This window comes from Leyella lascolaii (assembly GCF_900079775.1).
Classification (GTDB): Bacteria; Bacteroidota; Bacteroidia; order Bacteroidales; family Bacteroidaceae; genus Prevotella; species Prevotella lascolaii.
The window spans coordinates 213503-232970 of sequence record NZ_LT556035.1 but is presented as its reverse complement, the minus strand read 5'-3'; the positions used below and the strand labels follow the sequence as shown (position 1 = coordinate 232970).

Below are 19468 nucleotides of genomic sequence, written 5' to 3'. Positions count from 1 at the left end.
AACAGAATGTCTGTGTATTCTTATCTGTTACATTCATAGTATCATTCTTGCATTAATATACTTGCCAGAAATTTAACCAACGGACGCTCAATCCACTGCTTTCTGAAAGCGAAGCATAATATCAGTGCGATAAAATATGTTCCCGCAACAACACAGAATGCGGCTGCCGCACCTATGAAAGGCTGCAGGGCAAACGCAGCGGCAAACGATGCGTAGATAAGCATAAGCATAAGCAAAACAGCAAGTGTAATCATCATCACAAAAGCTGTAAGCAGCCGTACTATCTTTTCAATTACATCGAGCTTCGCGTATTTTGTCTGAAGCCCGATGTAATGACGTATCGCTTCAATAAGCTGTCCTATGGTTTCTATGTTCTTATCACTTGAAAACATACTGACAGTTTATCCGTTTGCCCTTTCTGTTGCATCCTTGATGTCGTCAACAAGATCCTCAACCTCGTTGCGGCTTAGCTTGATGTTGTGTTTCTTGCAGAAATCGTCTATTGCATCTCCTATTTTTGTACGAGTCTCACTGCCTTTTTCTGGTGCCATAAGAATTCCAAGCGCAGCTCCGGCAATTGCACCTCCTAAAAATGCGCCGATATAACCAAGTGTTTTCATTTTCGTAAGTTTTTAATTCAACAATATTATTCTAATTATGAGCAAATATAGAAAAAAGATGTGTAATATGCTATGTTTTAATTGCCATTTTTTGTTAAAAAGGCACGCTTTTGGGCATTTAACAAACTTTATGTGCCTAATCTTCTTATACTTATAATATATTTTGTAATTTCGCACAATATTAAGTCTTGACGAATTTATAATTAATAACTAATATGAAAATGAAAAAAAGTGTGGTTTTGTGTGCCGGGCTATGTGCCGCATTGGCGCTTACAGGATGTAAGTCGAGTGAGAGTGCTTATAAAAAAGCGTATCTGAAAGCGCAGGCACAGCAGGAAAACCAGCAGGCAGAAGTGGCTCAGACCGAGACACCAGTGGTAGCTCCTATCGTAGAAAAACCTGTTGCGCAGACAACTGTTGTAGACAACACAGATAATGCTCCGGTCCGTTCCGAGAACGTTACTCTTGTAAGTGGTGCCGGACTGAAGGCTTACAGCGTTGTTGTCGGCTCTTTCTCTCTCAAGGCAAATGCCGAAGGTTTGCAAAGCACTTTGAAACAGGCAGGATACGACGCACAGATAGTATATAATCCATCAAACAATTTCTACCGCGTGGTTTCCGCAACATTCAATCTGAAATCAGATGCGGTGAGCTCTCGCGACCAGTTCCGTGCAAAGTATCCGGACGCATGGTTGCTTTTTAAGAAATAAATTCATTGTGGCTCGCATATTATCCATAGATTATGGAAAAAAACGGACGGGGTTGGCAGTTACCGATCCATTACAAATAATACCTAATGGGTTGGCGACTGTTGACACTTCCGCTTTGTTTTCTTTTTTATCATCTTACGTAGGCCGTGAAGAAGTTGAGCGGATTGTAATAGGTGAACCGAAGCAGATGAACGGTGAGCCGAGTGAGAACCATGCGCGTGTCGTTCAGTTTGTTGAAAGATGGCGCAAGGCTTTTCCGAATATTCCGATAGAGCTATATGACGAGCGTTTCACCTCAGTGCTTGCCCACAGGACTATTATAGACAGTGGCATAGGCAGGAAGGCGCGGCGTAACAAAGCATTGGTCGACGAGATTAGTGCCACAATCATTTTACAGAGTTATTTGGACTACATACAGGATAAAAAGTGGTAAACGGTGTTCTGTTTATAACTGGTTTAATAAAATTCTATTTCTAAAGTTAGATGATTCTACCTATCTATATTTATGGTAATCCGGTGTTGAGAAAACAAGCGCAGGAAATAACACCTGACTATCCGGATTTGCAGACTCTTATAGAAAACATGTTCGAAACCCTTACTGAGAGTGACGGAGTGGGACTTGCCGCGCCTCAGATAGGACTTGACATTCGCCTTGTTGTTATAGATCTTGACGTACTGAGTGAGGATTTTCCGGAGTATAAGGACTTCAAAAAGGTTTATATAAATCCGAATATTGTGGAATATGATACCGAGGGTCCTAAGGACACGATGGAAGAAGGATGTCTCTCTCTTCCCGGAATACATGAGAACGTAACTCGTCCCAAACGCATACACGTCACATATCAGGATAAAGACTTCAATATGCACGATGAATGGGTGGATGGTTATCTTGCCCGTGTGATGCAACATGAGTTCGACCACCTTGACGGGACAATGTTTGTGGATCGCCTTTCTCCTATGCGTAAACAACTTATACGCAATAAGTTGAAGTCTTTGCTGCAGGGACGTTATCGTTGCGGATATCGTACAAAACCAGCAAAGAGATGAGAAAAGTACTGTTCTTCATATTGGTGATTCTGCCGCTGGGGTTATTTGCACAGTTCAATACCGATCGTCTGATGGTGACCGGCCGCAGTGCTCTTTTTTATGAAGACTATGTACTTTCCATACAGTATTTCAACCAGATTATCAATGTCAAGCCATATCTTTACGACGCATGGTTTTTCAGAGGGGTCGCTAAGTTCTATCTTGACGATTTTGTAGGAGCGGAAAAGGATGTGACGGAAGCAATAAATTTGAATCCGTACATATCTGATATATATGAGCTCCGGGGATTATGCCGCATCAACCAGAAAAATTTTAAGGGCGCGATAGCCGATTACGACAAATCTTTAGAGTTCAATCCTTGGAATTATAATGTATGGTACAACCGTACGTTGTGCCGTATTGAAGACAAGGAGTATGAGCGGGCGCAGGCAGATCTTGATACGATGGTGAACAGATGGAAAACCAACGCCAAGGCTTATTCGCTTAAGGCTGAAGTTTTCCTTATGCAAAAAGACACGACAAAAGCTGATGAATGGCTCGGTAAAAGTCTTGACATTGATCCCTACAATGCGGACGCATGGTCGGCAAAGGCGATGATAGGACTGTCGCGTTCGGAATGGAGCGAAGCTGCGGCATGTCTGGACAAGGCAATACACCTGAAGCCCCAGAATGTCCCTAATTATGTCAATCGTGGTTTGGCAAGATACAATCTGAATAATCTGCGAGGAGCAATGGCTGATTATGACAAGGCTATAGATCTTGACCCTAACAATTTCATGGCAAGATATAATCGTGGATTGCTCGGCATGCAGCTTGGAGATGACAACAGGGCTATAACAGATTTTGATTATGTCATCAGGATGGAGCCGGACAATGTGATGGCTATTTTCAACAGAGCTTTGCTGCACGACCGTACAGGTGATCTCAAATCTGCCATAAAAGACTACACCACTGTCATCAATCAGTTTCCTAACTTCTGGACAGGTCTTGCGCGGCGTGCCGCTTGCTACCGGCGTTTGGGGATGACGGCAAAGGCTGAACTCGACGAGTTCAAAATATTGAAGGCGCAGATGGACAAGCATCAGGGCAAGCAGCCGCGCTGGAGTGCGTCAAAAACAAAACAGATGCGTAAGAGAAGTGACATCGATCCTGAAAAATACAATCAGATAGTCGTTGCCGATGAAAACAAGGTGGAGCATGAATACGAGAGCGATTATCGCGGACGTGTGCAGAACCGTTCTGTGGAGCAGTCGTTCAGACCGATGTATTTCCTTGCTATGTCGCCATACGATAATGGTGTGAAGAGCTATCAGGCTTTCTCTGCGGCAGTAGACCGGTTCAACAGCAATGCCCGTGACGTACGTCACATTTATGTCAATTGTATATCCCGCCAGCTCGATCAGAAAACGTCGCAAGGTTATTTTGAATATGTGGACAGTCTGTCTGCCGGCATTGACGCCTCACGCAACATCTCTGATGTCAAGGCAGATGTGCTGGTTCGTTCGGTTGTCTATTCTGCGTTACAGAACTATGATGCTGCCGTATCAGATCTCACAACATACTTGTCCATAGACTCTCTGTCACCGCTCGGCTATTGGCAGCGTGCCTTCTGTCTTTCCAAGATGAATGAGTTCAATGCGTCCGGAGGTACCGATGTGCGTATTGCAGCCGAGAGGGCAATGGCTGACATGAATCAAGCCATCAGACTCGATTCGGACAATCAATATCTGTTTTATAACCGTGGCAACATGTATGCGGCTGGCAAAATTTACGATAAAGCCATTGCCGATTATACCGAAGCCATACGTCTCGACGCGAATCTGGCTGAAGCATATTACAACCGTGGACTGGCACATATAAACAATAAGAACGTCAGCGCAGGTATAGCCGATTTGAGCAAAGCCGGTGAACTCGGTCTGTATGATGCCTATAGTCTGATAAAGAAATATCAGCAGGCAAACAAGAAGACAGGTTGATAAAAATCATGCTGTAATTGTGCTTTATTGAAAGAATATATATTAATTTTGCAATATAAAAAGATTAAATACTAATTTGTTATGGTAAAAATCACTTTTCCGGACGGTGTTGTTCATGAATACGAACAAGGCGTGACCGGTTTGCAGATTGCAGAGAGCATTTCGCCTGCTCTTGCCCGTGATGTGGTATCTTGTGGTGTAAACGGCGAAACAGTGGAACTCAACCGTCCTATTTTGGAGGACGCTGATTTTGTTCTTTATAAATTTGAAGACGAAGAGGGTAAACATACTTTCTGGCATACATCGGCTCATCTGCTCGCAGAAGCCCTCCAGGAACTGTATCCGGGCATACAGTTCGGTTTCGGACCGGCTGTAGAGAACGGTTTCTTTTACGATGTAATGCCTCCTAAGGGTGTTACAATAAGCGAGAACGATTTCCCCGCCATCGAGGCAAAGATGAAGGAACTGGCAAAGAAAGACGAGCCGGTGGTACGCAAGGATGTCACAAAGGCTGACGCATTGGCTGAATTCAATGCCGACGGGCAGACTTATAAGTGCGAACATATTGATCAGGATCTTGAGGATGGCACAATCTCCACTTACACACAAGGCTCATTCACTGACCTGTGCCGTGGTCCGCACCTCATGAGCACCGGTGCCATAAAGGCCATTAAGCTTACGAGTGTGGCTGGAGCATTCTGGCGCGGTGACGCGAAGCGCGAGCAGATGACTCGTATATACGGCATAACGTTTCCGAAGAAGAAGATGCTTGACGAGTATCTTCTCATGCTTGAGGAGGCAAAGAAGCGCGACCATCGTAAGATCGGACGTGAGATGGAGCTTTTCATGTTTTCGGAGCGTGTGGGCAAGGGACTTCCAATATGGCTTCCGAAAGGAACGGAGCTGCGCCTGCGTTTGCAGGACATGCTGCGTAAGATACAGAAAAACTATGGATATATGGAGGTCATCACTCCTCACATAGGAAGCAAGAACCTGTATGTCACGTCCGGTCACTACGCACATTATGGTAAGGATTCGTTCCAGCCTATACATACTCCGGAGGAAGACGAGGAATATATGCTGAAACCGATGAACTGCCCGCATCACTGTGAGGTGTTCGCGTGGAAGCCGCGTTCTTATAAGGATCTGCCCTTACGTATCGCTGAGTTCGGAACAGTTTATCGCTACGAGATGAGCGGCGAGCTTCACGGTCTTACACGTGTGCGCTCGTTTACACAGGACGACGCGCACATCTTCTGCCGTCCTGATCAGGTGAAGGACGAGTTCCTTAGAGTGATAGACATTATCCAGACTGTTTTCTCAACATTCAACTTCACCGATGACAACGTGGAGGCACAGATATCTCTGCGCGATCCTGACGACCATGAGAAGTACATCGGTTCCGATGAGGTATGGGCATCTGCCGAACAGGCTATAATTGAAGCATGCCGTGAAAGAGGGCTTAAGGCAAAGGTTGAGTATGGCGAGGCTGCGTTCTATGGTCCGAAACTCGATTTCATGGTCAAGGATGCCATAGGCCGCCGTTGGCAGCTCGGTACGATACAGGTGGACTACAATCTGCCGCAGCGTTTCAAGCTTGAGTACACTGATGAGGACAATACGAAGAAGACTCCGGTCATGATTCACCGTGCGCCGTTCGGATCAATGGAACGCTTCTGTGCTGTACTCATAGAGCATACGGCTGGACATTTCCCGTTATGGCTTACACCCGACCAGGTGGCTGTGCTGCCAATCTCCGAGAAATACAATGACTACGCAAAGAAGGTTTGCAGGTATCTTGACAATCAGGGCGTGCGTGCTACTGTCGACAGCCGTAATGAGAAGATAGGACGCAAGATACGCGACAACGAGATGAAACGCATTCCTTACATGCTTGTTGTAGGCGAGAAGGAACAGGCAGACGGAACTGTAGCCGTGCGCAAGCAGGGTGGGGGCGAGCAGAGCGTGATGTCTATGGAGGATTTTGCCGCCAAGATTAATGCCGATGTGGCAGAGATGCTGAAGGCAACAGAGATTCGCCCGGAATAAGAGTATTGTAATTATTCAATATACAATTAAGAAAAGCGATGCAGGATGACGTGCTGTTCATTTCCCGCATCGCTTTTTTTCAATGTCTGCTGTCATGATTCGCTTTAGCTTTCTTTTTCCTGTTTAACCTGACGCGGTCATTATATTTCATATGTATTTTCGTACTGCTGTCAGTCATATCGTTTTCTGCTTTTATCGAAGATGTTGCGTACTGCACTTGGAGAATGTGTAAGGCAAAAGGACGGCATCAGTGTGTAATATGGATGAAGAAGTCAGTAGTCAGGTAAATAAAAAGTTTTTACGGACCAATTACCGCTTAATGTTTGATCCGAATCGCTGTCATCCGGTATTAACATATTGGAAGTTTACAGGTCTGTTGCAGTCCATGGTCATTATGAAATGAATGTCCGTTCCAATGCCCGTTCTTCCGTTAGAAAACAGTGGCGTCGGGCGCAATGAGATGTTTCTCCAGTATTGTCTGGCGCGGTCTCTTTTCACATAAGAACATTGTGTCAGAACCGGCTGTCACTCGTCCGATAGGTCGGATACCATTTTCCTGTACATGCTGAAAACTCTTGTCCGTGAGATGAATCCGATGAGCTGGTTGTTTATGTCTACAACAGGCAGATAACTGGTGTTTTCCTTTTCAAAGGTCTTCATGACGTTTCCCATCGAGTCGTTCAGAAGCAGTTTTGCCTCCACTGGTGTCATTATCTGACTGACGGTGAATCTGTTGTACAGTTCTGTACGGAACATGATATGCCTTATCTTGGTGATGTCAATCTCACCGAGCAATATCCCGGCATTGTCGAGCACCGGTATGAAACTCGTGTTGCTCTTGCTTATGACGTTGACAAGCTGTCCGAGCGACATGTCCGCATTCACCGACACAAAGTCCCTCTCAATCACGCTGTCAAGGCTCATGAGCGTCAGTGCCGCCTTGTCTGTGTGATGGGTTATCAGTTTGCCTTCTTTTGCGAGACGCATTGCATAGATGCTGTGCGGCTCGAATATGCTGATTGTCATTACCGCGCATATGCCTACAATGATAAGCGGCATGAACAGGCTGTAGCCGTTTGTTATCTCGGCAATGAGGAAAATGCCGGTGAGCGGAGCGTGCATCACTCCTGCCATCACTCCAGCCATGCCGAGGAGAGTGAAGTTCTTCTCAGGCAGATGAACACCTATGCCGTTGATGTTCCACAGTCGCGCGAAAAGGAATCCGCTGAATCCTCCGATGAACAGTGACGGTGCGAATGTTCCTCCGCATCCTCCCGCACCGTTTGTGGCGGATGTGGCAAACACCTTGGTCAGTATCACGAGGGCTATGTAGAGTATCAGCAGATTGCCATGACCGTAGAACAGCGAGTTGTTGAGCAGTTTTTCCCAGTCTGCGCCTGTCTCTCCGTTGAGAAGTATGTTTATGGCGTTGTTTCCTTCACCGTATAATACCGGAAAGAGAAATATCAGCGAGCTGAGTATCACCCCTCCTGTCAGCAGCCGTGTGTATGGCTTGTCTTTCATGCGGCTGAACATGTTCTCGCACATTCCCATGGCACGTATGAAGTACAGGCTCACCAGTCCGCATGCCACTCCAAGCAGTATGCACGCCGGTATGCGTTCTATTGTCCATTTGTCGTCAAGGAAGAATGTGAAAAGCGAGTCGCTTCCGACGAATATGTATGTGAAGCAGGTTGCCGTGACACACGAGATGAGTATGGGCAGCAGTGAAGCCATGCTGAGGTCTACCATGAGCACCTCGAGCGTGAACACGAGACCTGCGATGGGAGCCTTGAATATTCCCGCGATGGCGGCTGCCGCACCGCATCCCACAAGCAGCATGAGCGTCTTGTTGTCCATCCGGAAGAGTTGCCCGAGATTAGAGCCTATAGCCGAGCCCGTGAGCACGATAGGAGCTTCTGCTCCTACAGAACCTCCGAACCCTATGGTTATGGCGGAGGCAATCACCGATGACCAGCAGTTGTGGGCTTTAAGGTGTGAGCGTTTGGTGGAGATGGCGTATAGTATGCGGGTGATACCGTGTGAGATGTTGTCTTTCACGACATACTTCACGAACAGCATCGTGATGAGTATACCGATGACAGGAAACAGAAGGTAAAGCCAGTTGTACGACTCCAATGTGAATTTAGATGTCAGCAGCCATTGTATCTCTTTGATTATGGAATGCAGTATGAAAGCAGCCACAGACGCGAAGAATCCTATGAGGAAGGCAAGTATCAGAGTCATCTGCCTCTCTGATACGTGGTTGTTCCAGTTGTGAAGTATGTTTGTGGTTATTCTTAATGTTTGTGCTTTTATTGCTTTCATTTTTCGTGTTGGCTTATTCTGTTATCCTCTGTAGGAGTGTGTGGCGGTATGGTCAAGGTCTTATTATTGTGACGACACCTTCGTTTGTCAGTTTTATGATGCTGCTCGGTGTGTGCGGCTTGTGTTCCTGACGGCGTGTGTGGCACACATAGTCCACGGCGTCGATCAGCTCTGGCGACAGGTCACAGTAGTTTTGAGCTGCCGGTTCACCGCTTATGTTGGCGCTTGTGCTTACAATTGGTTTCTGGAATCTGTAGCACAGCATCTTTGAGAACGGTTCTTTTGTGATGCGCATGGCAATGCTTCCGTCCTCAGCTATGAGGTTAGGGGCGAGGTTGACAGCCTGATCAAATATTATTGTTGTGGGTTTGGTTGCAAGTTCCATTAAGTCCCACGCCACGTTCGGCACGTTTCTGACATACCGCTGAAGGCGCGCGTCGGAGTCTACGAGGCAAATGAGAGCCTTCGAATCGTTGCGTTTCTTTATCTCATAAACTCTCGCCACAGCTTTCTCGTCTGTAGCGTCACATCCTATTCCCCAAACAGTGTCCGTAGGATATAGAATCACTCCGCCTTTGCGCATTACGTCAATGGCGTTTTTAATGTCATCTTCCTGTGTCATTTTTATTGTAATTATGTTTTTTGTTTGACAAAGATATTGCAAACGAGCGGCAAGAGAGCTTGCTCTTATTTGTCCGAGTGCAGTTTATCTTATACAAAGATATTGCAAGGCTAGTGCAACAGCAAGGCGGGAAAACAGAGTTTTCCCAGACTTGATACTGCCGAGCCGTAGCTTATCTTATACAAAGATATTGCAAACGAGCGGCAAGAGAGCTTGCTCTTATTTGCCCGAGTGCAGTTTATCTTATACAAAAATAATAAAAAATGTAGAATGTAGCAAAAGGTTCCTGTATTCATAATCATTTTTTTGTGTTACTCTGTTTGAATAATTGTAAGTTTATGCAAATTTACATATGGCGGGATGCATCCTTATTAAGGATAACTTCGTATATATGCTTTATTTCCGGACGAAAGTAAATATGAACGCAAATCCATGAATTTTCAGAGGCTTTAATAATGCTCTGGCTACCAGTGATTTATGTTTTGCAGTTAATAAATTTTACGTGTTCCGGCTTGTTGAAAAGCCTTTTCTGTCTGCCCGAAAAGCCTCTTCCGCATTCTGATGCATGCTATTCTGTTGCATGAAAAAGGCTGTATTGCATCCCGGCAAAGGCTTTATCGCATGTTTCATTAATGTGTTGTGACACATCCGATGGTTGGTTTTTCTTGTAGGTTTATATATTTATACCGCTTCACTCTCTGTTTCATCAAAAACGGTTGTAAAGATTTTTTACTGTCATGGATGAATAATTATACATGAACAATGGCTGATGGGATTTCTTTCACAAAGGTTGTCTGCGTATGTTTATTTATAATGAGAATTTAAAAAGTGGCTATATATATTCGTTTAATAGTGTTATTTGAAGTATCTTTGTCAAAGATATGCTGCACTCGGGACATGAAGAGCAAGCTCTCTTTCCCTCCCGCCTTGCGTTATCTCGGCATGTATGCCTCATATTTAATGTCACTGTCTGTTCTCTGAAAAAGCGTATGGCATGGCAGGACGAGGTTGGTGTATTTACAAAAACAAACGGTTTTGATATGGATAAAAAAGATTTGCGTATAGTGTTTATGGGTACTCCGGAGTTTGCGGTGGAGTCTCTAAAATGTCTCGTGGAGGGCGGATACAATGTTGTGGCAGTGGTGACACAGCCCGACAAGCCTGTTGGCAGGCACGGCTCTGTGCTCTGTCCGCCAGAGGTGAAGAAATATGCCTTGTCTGTGGGACTGCCTGTGCTGCAACCGGTAAAGATGAAGGACCCTGCGTTTGTTGAGAGCCTTGCCGCATATAAAGCCGACCTGCAGGTGGTGGTGGCTTACCGCATGCTGCCTGAGATAGTCTGGGCTATGCCGAGATTCGGCACGTTCAACGTGCATGCGTCACTGCTCCCCAAATACCGGGGCGCCGCGCCTATAAACTGGGCGGTGATAAACGGAGAGACGGAGACGGGTGTCACCACATTCTTTCTTGACCATGAGATTGACACGGGACGTATAATAATGCAGAAAAGGTTTCATATTCCGGATGACGCGGATGTGGAATATGTGTACGACGGACTTATGAGACTTGGAGCCGAGATATGCAGGGAAACTGTTGATATGGTCATTTCGACTGAAGGAAATGTCGCTTCCCAGCCTCAGGACGAGACGCTGGGGCTTTGTCCGGCTCCGAAGATATTCAAGGAGACATGTGAGATTGACTGGAGTAAGACGGCGAAGAGGGTCTATGACTTCGTGCGCGGTCTTAGTCCTTATCCTGGAGCCTGGTCTGCTTTGGAGGTGGATGGGCAGAAGCCATTGACCGTGAAAGTGTACGGAACGCAGCGTACCGGCACTGCTTGTCAGGAGCCATTCGGGCATGTGTCTGTAGACCACGGCAGACTGTATGTAGCCGCTGCTGACGAGTGGGTGGAGATAACTGAGCTGCAGATAGCCGGAAAGAAGCGTATGGATGCGCGGAGTTTTCTTAACGGATTCAAAGCTGCCAATGGCGGTGAGCTGAGAATGGTGGGCTCCGGTAAGCAGTCTGTCTGATTTGCCGGTGCCGGACAGGCGGACGATATGCATGCCTTTAACCCCAATATGCCATTAGAACTCTGATTATGCATTTAAGTTTTATAGTCAGCTCTTTATATTTCTTCCGCACTGCTGCCGTCATTTTTTATAGCGGTTTTTCCGGCATATTCCGCCATATCTATGTAAGTAGTGGGAACAAACAGGCTGACAGCTGTGCGGGATGCGTATTAAGGCTTACGGCATATTCAGGTGGAAGATAAGAGACGGCTGTCTTTCAGATGTGTATAATGGCAATATCGTTATGAAAACACATGTTTTATGCCGATAATAAAAAAGATGCGGAAACTGAAGTTTCCGCATCTTTTTTTGCTTGTCACCAGACCGTTGACCGTCTGAATCACCGCAACGGTCGGCGCGTATTACGTATAAAGGTGAATTGATTATTCGCCTTTTTCCATTTTAGCTTTCAGTTCTGCCAAAGCGTCAAGGTCGCCAAGAGTTGTGCTTGCGGCAATATTGTTTATTGCAGGAGCAGTCTCTTTCTTTGCTGAATGCTTGCGTGACGGCTTTGTATCTTCCTTAGCCTGCTCGAAAGTACGGCTGTGAGAAAGGATGATGCGCTTTGTATCCTTAACGAACTCGATAACCTTGAATGGGAGCTCCTCGCCAAGCTGTGCCTGTGTGCCGTCTTCCTTAACAAGGTGCTTAGGTGTGGCAAAGCCCTCACCGCCCTCATCAAGTGTGATGACTGCGCCTTTGTCCATCATCTCGGTAATCTTTCCGTTGTGTACAGAACCCGGTGTATAGATTGACTCGTAAGCGTCCCAAGGATTGTCTTCGAGCTGCTTATGACCGAGGCTGAGACGACGGTTCTCCTTGTCTATTTCGAGAACTACAACATCAATCTCGGCACCTACCTGTGTGAACTCTGACGGATGTTTTACTTTCTTTGTCCAAGAGAGGTCGCTGATGTGAATCAGACCGTCAACACCTTCCTCAAGTTCAACGAAGATACCGAAGTTTGTGAAGTTGCGTACTTTTGCTGTATGCTTGCTGCCAACAGGATATTTAACCTCGATTGTCTCCCACGGATCTTCCTTAAGCTGCTTGATGCCGAGAGACATCTTGCGCTCGTCTCTGTCGAGAGTAAGGATGACTGCCTCTACCTCGTCGCCTACGTGCAGGAATTCCTGTGCACTGCGCAGGTGCTGGCTCCAGCTCATTTCTGATACGTGAATGAGTCCTTCTACGCCCGGAGCGATTTCAACGAATGCGCCGTAGTCTGCTATCACTACAACCTTACCCTTGACACGGTCGCCAACCTTCAGGTCTGCGTCGAGTGCATCCCATGGGTGCGGAGTGAGCTGCTTGAGACCAAGAGCTATGCGCTTCTTCTCATCATCGAAGTCGAGAATAACGACATTGATTTTCTGGTCGAGGGCTACTACCTCGTGCGGATCGCTTACGCGGCTCCAAGAAAGGTCTGTGATGTGGATGAGTCCGTCAACACCGCCGAGGTCAACGAATACACCGTATGAAGTGATGTTCTTGACGGTACCTTCGAGAATCTGACCTTTTTCGAGCTTGCTGATGATTTCTTTCTTCTGTGCTTCAAGCTCGGCTTCGATGAGAGCCTTGTGTGAAACAACCACATTGCGGAATTCCTGATTGATCTTGACAACCTTGAACTCCATTGTCTTGCCTACGAATACGTCGTAGTCGCGTATAGGATGAACGTCTATCTGGCTTCCCGGCAGGAATGCTTCGATGCCGAATACGTCAACAATCATACCACCCTTAGTGCGGCACTTGATGTAACCCTGGATAACCTCTTCGTTGTCGAGGGCTGCGTTGACGCGCTCCCAGCTCTTGCTCAGGCGTGCCTTCTTGTGTGAGAGAATCAGCTGACCTCTTTTGTCCTCCTGGTTTTCAACGTAAACCTCAACGACGTCGCCAACCTTGAGGTCCGGATTGTAGCGGAATTCAGAAGCCGGGATGATACCGTCGCTCTTGTAACCGATGTTAACAACAACTTCTTTCTTGTCAACAGAGATTACTTTTCCTTCTACGACCTGCTGCTCTGACACTTTGTTCAGTGTCTCGTCATAGGCTTTCTCAAGTTCCTGCTTGCTGACGTTTGCACTGTTGCCATTCTCAAACTCGTCCCAATTAAAGTCTGCCAATGGCTGTACGTTCTTTAAATCTGACATAAAATTAATAATAAGTGTTTTGAATTAATAAAGTTAGACTTTATGTAAATAATTAAAAATCGTGCAAATTTACTAATTTGTAATGATATACTCACTTTGAGAGAAAGGAAACTTGCCGGTTCCCTTGTTTTTTAACAATATTTATAAAGTCGGCATGCCGGACTTGAATATAAACTGTCTGTCAGCAGACTTTTAACCAAAATGACATCGTGCTTCATAAGTCCCAAATGCCGTTGTCACACGGATGGGTAGACGCTTCTCTCGTAAATGTGGCGTTCCAAACAGCATAAAGCGGGAAAACGGAATTGTGCAGGCAGTACAGAATGGAGATGACGGGCATCCGGTCAGACATGAAAGCGGTATGTGCGGAATGTTGACCGGTTGTGCTTAAAACGGCAGACCTACCGCGAAGTGAAATGACACGTCACGTCTGAAGTTTGGATCTATTATAGGGTAATGCTCCTTTTTCGTTGTATATGCCGGGTTTATTGCCTTGACTCCCATGTCTAATCTCATTATGAAATAATCGAGATTGAGCCTTATGCCAAGACCGTATGAAACGGCTATCTGCTTGTAGAATTCGTCAAACTTAAACTGTCCTCCAGGTTGCTCGGCATATGAGCGTAGTGTCCATATATTACCTGCGTCAATGAAGAACGCTCCGTTGAATTTCCAAAACAATGCGGTACGGTATTCAATATTGAAGTCAAGTTTCATGTCACCGGTCTGGTTTATGAAGTCAATGCGTCCGTCAGTGCCCTTGAACTTTCCGGGTCCGAGCTCTCTGACATTCCATCCTCTTACTGAATTGGCGCCTCCGGAGAAGTAACGTTTCTCAAATGGCAGTATTTTACTGTTTCCGTACGGATATGCTATGCCGAAATCGAAGTGCAGGGCAAGTGAGTTGCGCCAGTCGAATGTGAAAAGACGGGTGTAGTCGAAATCAGCCTTCACATATTGTGCGAATGCTATATTAAATAAGGTGTATTGTCCATCGCCGTTTTTTTTGAAGTCTGATATGCCGGATATTGCGCCCAACAGGTTTCCGGCAGTCTCGATGTTTGCCTTTATGGCATGCACACCGTTGTTGTAAGTCATGCCGAATCCCATCTTCATTATGAAAAGGTCCTCATAGTTGTATCTGAGGATGGCGTTTCTGTTTGAGTCGTCATCAAGATAGTCTTCCTTGAATTTTTCCGATATCCATGGCATGTACACATAGTTGAGATCAATGAGATCGAAACGGTAGGTGGAGTTATGCTTCGGAGCGTTCCAATGATATGTCCATGCGGATGTGAAGACTCTCCGGTGGAATTCGGGGCGGTTCTGAAGATTGTAGCTCACAGACAGCTCGGAGTGTGCGTTGCTGTTCTTTCTGAAGTTGTCGGAAAGGAACGGTGCGATAAAGCGCGGAAACATAAGTTTTCCTTCAATATTATACTCCTCGTAGTCTTCTGCCTTGTAGCCTTCCAGACCGGTTATTGCCTCGAATGCGGCGCGCAGCTGTATGCTGAGCAGTTCGCTGCCGCGGAAAAGGTTACGGTTCTCATATGTCAGTGATGCCGCGGCTCCCAGATTGCCTGCGGTGTTGGTGCCTTCCGGTTGGAATGATATTGTGTTAGGTTTGTTGGTACTCAGCTGTATGTTGCAGTTCAATAGAGATGTGTCCGGAAGTTCCTCAAACTGTATGTTTGTGTATTTCACAGCTTGAAGTCTTGCAAAATTGCTGTAGGTCTTCTGCAGGTCGTGTTCGCTGAACGGTGTTCCTTCCCTTATTGCGAGATTGTCATCGAGGACGCTGCGTCTCAGTTTTATGTTTCCTCCATCAGCTCCTGTGAATGTCACCTTGTTGATGTAATAGCGGTTGTGGTTCTTTTCAGGACTCTTGCTGTCAGCCCTGTATTTCATCAGTTTCAGTTTAACGTCAATTGAGTCGTTGCCTTTGGTGGAATCAGCCTCGTAAATGATATAGTCCTTGTTGAACTTATAGTATCCGCTGTCAGATAATATTTTTGTTATCTTTTTGCGTTCGTTCTCCAGATTGTCTATTGAAAATAGCATGCCGCTTTTTAGTCCCCGGTTAGCCTCATTGTCCATATCAAGAATGTCTGCGATGTCTCTGTCGAGGATGTCATACTCGATGTTTCCGATGAAATATGGTTTGCCGGGGTACAATGTGTAGATGGCTTTTATCTTTTTGTCCTTTACTGTAGTCGTCAATTTCGCATCAGCCTGCAGATATCCCATGTTCTGCATTGCAGTGCGAAGGTTTTTGAGTGACATGTCTGCTTTTAGCGTATCGAATAGTACCGGCTTTTCTCCAAGTCTTCTCAGTATCTTATTAATCCATTTTGTGGTGTCACGCCCTGACAGGTTGTATGTGCCAAGTGGAATCTCAAACAATGAGAACCATTTTGTGTTGGCCTGCTGGCTTACGTAAGGTTCCATCTGGGATGTGTTGATGCTGTTGTCATCGCTTTCTATCTTGACGTCTGTAAGCAGATATTTGCCATCAGGTACGAACTTTGTGGACGAGCATGATGCACACATGAGGATAGCTGCCGCGCTGAAAAAAAACAGGGCGCATACGTGTGTGTGTATGAGTCGGGATGATATGTGTTTAATTATATTCAATATGCTTTAATTTGTCTGCAAAGTTACGAAATAATTGATAAATATTGCTATCTTTGCATAAGATAAGGCTGCACTCAGGAAATAGAAGGCAAGCATTCCTTTCCTCCCGTTTGCATTGTCTTTGTCTGAGATCGCGTCTGTGCCCATGGTAATATTGTTTATATTAATATCCGTGTATAAAGAGGCGTGGACTTGTTGTATGTAAAATAATGATAAGCAAATCAAGAATAAAATATATCAAGTCGCTTGGACTCAAGAAAAACCGCAATAGCGAAAATGCATTTGTTGCGGAAGGTCCTAAGGTGGTGGGCGATTTACTTGAGCGCATGCCGGCGAGGATGATTGTGGCTACAACAGAATGGTTGAAGGTCAACCGGCACAGTTGTGAGAATACGGGAAGCGAGATTATTGAGGTGAGCGATGAGGAACTCCGTAAGGTGAGCTTCCTGCAACATCCTCAGGAGGTTCTGGCTGTATTCAAAAAGATGGAAAACCTTTTCAGAACCGATGATGTCGGGCGGAACCTTGCATTGGCTTTGGATGATGTTCAGGATCCTGGTAATCTCGGTACAATAATACGTATAGCGGACTGGTTCGGAATAACGGACGTAATATGCAGTCGCGGTACGGCGGATGTCTATAATCCGAAAGTAGTTCAGGCTACTATGGGATGCATTGCAAGAGTAAATGTATTATATACGGATCTTTGCGAATTCATCGACAGTTTACCGTCTGATATTCCTGTGTATGGAACCTTTCTTGACGGTGACAGTATATACGGACAGAAACTCTCCGGATACGGACTGATAGTCATGGGTAACGAGGGCAATGGAATATCGCGGGTACTAAGTGAAAAAATAAGCAACAGGCTGCTTATTCCTAACTATCCTCCAGAGAGAGCTGCGACAGACAGTCTTAATGTCGCGGTTGCAACGGCAATAATATGTTCTGAATTCAGAAGGAAACAACTTAAATTCGACTTATGATAGAGAACTTTTTATATAAGGATCGCAGTTACTCAAGCTGTATACATTCAGCTTATGAACTGATGTTTAATAATTTTGCAACAATATTCCGCAGAACATGGCTGGCAGCTTTGGTATGTTCGGCAGTAATCAGTGTTTCTGTATTCTTTGACGCATTGCCATGGATGCAGCTTGTGCTTTTGATTCCATCAATATTTGCCGTAAGCTGGCTTGGAACATCCGTTATGTCACTACTTAATGAAGAATCACGCAAACGCAATTATATATATTGTTTGCAGGCTGTCTTGTCGATGACTATTCTGGCTTTCATTTTTGCGGTTATAATGATTGTTGCAGGGACAGTAATACTTTTATTGCTCGGGAACGGGAAGTCTCCGGAGCATATTGATACAGTTTATGCCATCTGCATGGGAGTGCTCACGGTGTTGGCTGTTGTTGCAGCCATTCCGCTATGTTATTCTGTGATGAAATATCTGTTTGAGTCAAAATCAAGAATATGGTCTGTCTTTGGTGCTGCATATCGTAACGGATGGAGATATTGGGGATTTATTGCTCTGGTTCTGGTATTATGTGCCATTATAGTTGCGGTGTTATATGTGGTGATAGGAATGCCCCGTTCTGTAATGTACATTGCGTTTCAGAATAACGCATATGGCTTGACTATAGGAGACCCGAACGGTCTGCCTGAATACTTCAATATATTGGACTATATTGTGAGTGTCGTGGTTTATTTTATTGCATTATACATCAGTATGTGGATGTTTTTTGTAATGTATTATGTATATGGACGTATAGAAGTACGAATAAGAACAAAACAGAATAACATTGAATTGAATGAAACCGCAAAGACTCTTGTTCATAGATCGTGACGGAACATTGATAGAAGAGCCGGCAGATGAACAGATAGATTCATTTGACAAGTTGAAATTTGTAAAAGGAGCATTAGGTAATCTTTCTTTTATATGCAGCAGGCTTGATTTCCGGTTGGTTATGGTAAGCAATCAGGACGGATTGGGAACCGATTCCTTTCCAGAAGAGACGTTCTGGCCTGTACACAACTTCATTATGAAAACTATGGAAGGGGAGGGAATTGTATTTGACGAGCAGCTGATTGACCGGCATTTCCCTGAGGACAACTCTCCTATGCGCAAGCCCGGAACAGGGATGTTGGCAAAGTATATGCACAACCCGGAGTATGACTTGGGCAACAGTTATGTAATAGGTGACCGTGATACCGACAGGATGCTTGCAGAGAATTTGGGATGTAAGGCTCTTATATTGGGCAATAATGGTATAACGTGGGATAAAATCGCGGAAATTCTGTTTGCAGGAGAAAGAATTGCGGAATACAGACGAAAGACGCGTGAAACAGACATTTATGTGAGTGTTAATGTTGATGGAACCGGAAAGTGTGACATAACGACAGGCTTAGGTTTTTTCGACCATATGCTGGAGCAAATAGGCAAGCATGGTATGATGAATCTTACCGTACATACTCACGGAGATTTGAATGTTGACGAACATCATACAATTGAGGATACGGCAATTGCCATAGGGGAATGTCTGCTTAAGGCTTTGGGGGATAAGCGTGGAATAGAGAGATATGGATATTGTCTTCCAATGGACGACTGCATGTGTCTTGTAACCTTGGATTTCGGAGGAAGACCTTGGATAAACTGGCACGTCGACTTCCATAGAGAGAAGATTGGTGATGTGCCTACAGAGATGTTCTTTCATTTCTTTAAGAGTCTTAGCGATACTGCGAAGATGAATCTTGAAATACGTGCGGAGGGTATAAATGAACATCACAAGATAGAAGGTGTATTTAAGGCTTTTGCAAGAGCTGTAAGGATGGCTGTAAGACGTGACATATTCCATTACGAACTTCCAAGTACAAAGGGATTGTTATGACGATTCCATATGTTGTTAATTTTCTCATTACTGTAAATTCAATTACTCAATAGAAACGCTAACAGGTTTTGTCTACCAGCTGTGGATTTATGTTGCAGAGACGTGCTTTACGTGCGGTTTTGTCGCGGTCATGCCTGCCGTCGTCTGTGAGAAAGGCTGTGTGGCGTAAGGAATGTATGGGGATACGGTGGGAAAGCGAAGTCCGGCAAGACTGTATATATTGCAATCCGAGGCTGTGGGGTCTTGATTTGAATCGGTGGTGAAGGCTATGTGTGAAGTAAAAAATATTGACAAAATTTTTCAACAAAACAGATGTAATGCACTGATACATCCATCCCGTTCATGCTGTATTTTCTATTA

15 protein-coding genes are annotated in these 19468 nt (G+C 45.2%); 9 read left to right on the top strand and 6 right to left on the bottom strand.

The genetic code is table 11. The features are described from left to right. Window positions 1-41: 41 nt before the first annotated feature. Window positions 42-392 carry a phage holin family protein gene (locus BN4609_RS02125; protein WP_021994281.1) on the bottom strand — a complete coding sequence of 117 codons (351 nt, stop codon included), beginning with the start codon at window positions 390-392 and terminating at the stop codon, window positions 42-44. Window positions 393-401: 9 nt separating this feature from the next. Further along, a complete protein-coding gene (locus BN4609_RS02120; protein ID WP_068855126.1) occupies window positions 402-620 on the bottom strand; it encodes a YtxH domain-containing protein in 219 nt (72 codons plus the stop codon). A gap of 221 nt (window positions 621-841) precedes the next feature. On the opposite strand from BN4609_RS02120, the gene BN4609_RS02115 reads away from it, so the two are divergent. From BN4609_RS02115 to thrS, 5 genes are all read left to right on the top strand, one after another. After that, on the top strand, window positions 842-1330 hold the full coding sequence (locus BN4609_RS02115) for an SPOR domain-containing protein (RefSeq protein ID WP_068855257.1): 489 nt from the start codon (window positions 842-844) through the stop codon (window positions 1328-1330). 7 nt (window positions 1331-1337) lie between these two features. After that, window positions 1338-1763 carry a Holliday junction resolvase RuvX gene (gene ruvX / locus BN4609_RS02110; protein WP_068855125.1) on the top strand — a complete coding sequence of 142 codons (426 nt, stop codon included), beginning with the start codon at window positions 1338-1340 and terminating at the stop codon, window positions 1761-1763. Window positions 1764-1813: 50 nt separating this feature from the next. Next, entirely contained in the window at window positions 1814-2377 is a 564-nt protein-coding gene (gene def / locus BN4609_RS02105; protein ID WP_068855124.1) for a peptide deformylase, read from the top strand. Beyond that, window positions 2374-4353 carry a tetratricopeptide repeat protein gene (locus BN4609_RS02100; protein ID WP_068855123.1) on the top strand — a complete coding sequence of 660 codons (1980 nt, stop codon included), beginning with the start codon at window positions 2374-2376 and terminating at the stop codon, window positions 4351-4353. The genes def and BN4609_RS02100 overlap by 4 nt, the downstream gene beginning before the upstream one ends. A gap of 81 nt (window positions 4354-4434) precedes the next feature. Continuing rightward, on the top strand, window positions 4435-6402 hold the full coding sequence (gene thrS, locus BN4609_RS02095; RefSeq protein WP_068855122.1) for a threonine--tRNA ligase: 1968 nt from the start codon (window positions 4435-4437) through the stop codon (window positions 6400-6402). Window positions 6403-6927: 525 nt separating this feature from the next. Here thrS and BN4609_RS02090 read toward each other — a convergent pair. Further along, window positions 6928-8649, bottom strand: a complete 1722-nt coding sequence (locus BN4609_RS02090; RefSeq protein ID WP_068855256.1) for a chloride channel protein — start codon at window positions 8647-8649, stop codon at window positions 6928-6930. Window positions 8650-8782: 133 nt separating this feature from the next. After that, complete coding sequence (locus tag BN4609_RS02085; RefSeq protein ID WP_068855121.1) at window positions 8783-9352, bottom strand: L-threonylcarbamoyladenylate synthase; 570 nt, start codon at window positions 9350-9352, stop codon at window positions 8783-8785. 1040 nt (window positions 9353-10392) lie between these two features. Here BN4609_RS02085 and fmt point away from each other — a divergent pair. Continuing rightward, window positions 10393-11385 carry a methionyl-tRNA formyltransferase gene (fmt, locus tag BN4609_RS02080; protein WP_068855255.1) on the top strand — a complete coding sequence of 331 codons (993 nt, stop codon included), beginning with the start codon at window positions 10393-10395 and terminating at the stop codon, window positions 11383-11385. A gap of 422 nt (window positions 11386-11807) precedes the next feature. Here the strand turns inward: fmt and rpsA are convergent, their stop codons facing one another. Further along, on the bottom strand, window positions 11808-13577 hold the full coding sequence (gene rpsA, locus BN4609_RS02075) for a 30S ribosomal protein S1 (RefSeq protein WP_068855120.1): 1770 nt from the start codon (window positions 13575-13577) through the stop codon (window positions 11808-11810). A 387-nt stretch (window positions 13578-13964) separates the two neighbouring features. Then, on the bottom strand, window positions 13965-16127 hold the full coding sequence (gene tamL, locus BN4609_RS02070; protein ID WP_084791323.1) for a translocation and assembly module lipoprotein TamL: 2163 nt from the start codon (window positions 16125-16127) through the stop codon (window positions 13965-13967). A 293-nt stretch (window positions 16128-16420) separates the two neighbouring features. Here tamL and BN4609_RS02065 point away from each other — a divergent pair, with 293 nt between their 5' ends. From BN4609_RS02065 to hisB, 3 genes are read left to right on the top strand one after another with little or no spacing between them, the layout of a single operon-like run. Then, the gene (locus BN4609_RS02065; RefSeq protein WP_068855119.1) at window positions 16421-17197 is read left to right on the top strand and encodes a TrmH family RNA methyltransferase; all 777 of its coding nucleotides are present in this window, start codon (window positions 16421-16423) and stop codon (window positions 17195-17197) included. Continuing rightward, window positions 17194-18066 carry a hypothetical protein gene (locus BN4609_RS02060; RefSeq protein ID WP_068855118.1) on the top strand — a complete coding sequence of 291 codons (873 nt, stop codon included), beginning with the start codon at window positions 17194-17196 and terminating at the stop codon, window positions 18064-18066. Before BN4609_RS02065 ends, BN4609_RS02060 begins: the two co-directional genes overlap by 4 nt. Beyond that, the gene (gene hisB / locus BN4609_RS02055) at window positions 18032-19108 is read left to right on the top strand and encodes a bifunctional histidinol-phosphatase/imidazoleglycerol-phosphate dehydratase HisB (protein WP_068855117.1); all 1077 of its coding nucleotides are present in this window, start codon (window positions 18032-18034) and stop codon (window positions 19106-19108) included. The genes BN4609_RS02060 and hisB overlap by 35 nt, the downstream gene beginning before the upstream one ends. Window positions 19109-19468: the final 360 nt, after the last annotated feature.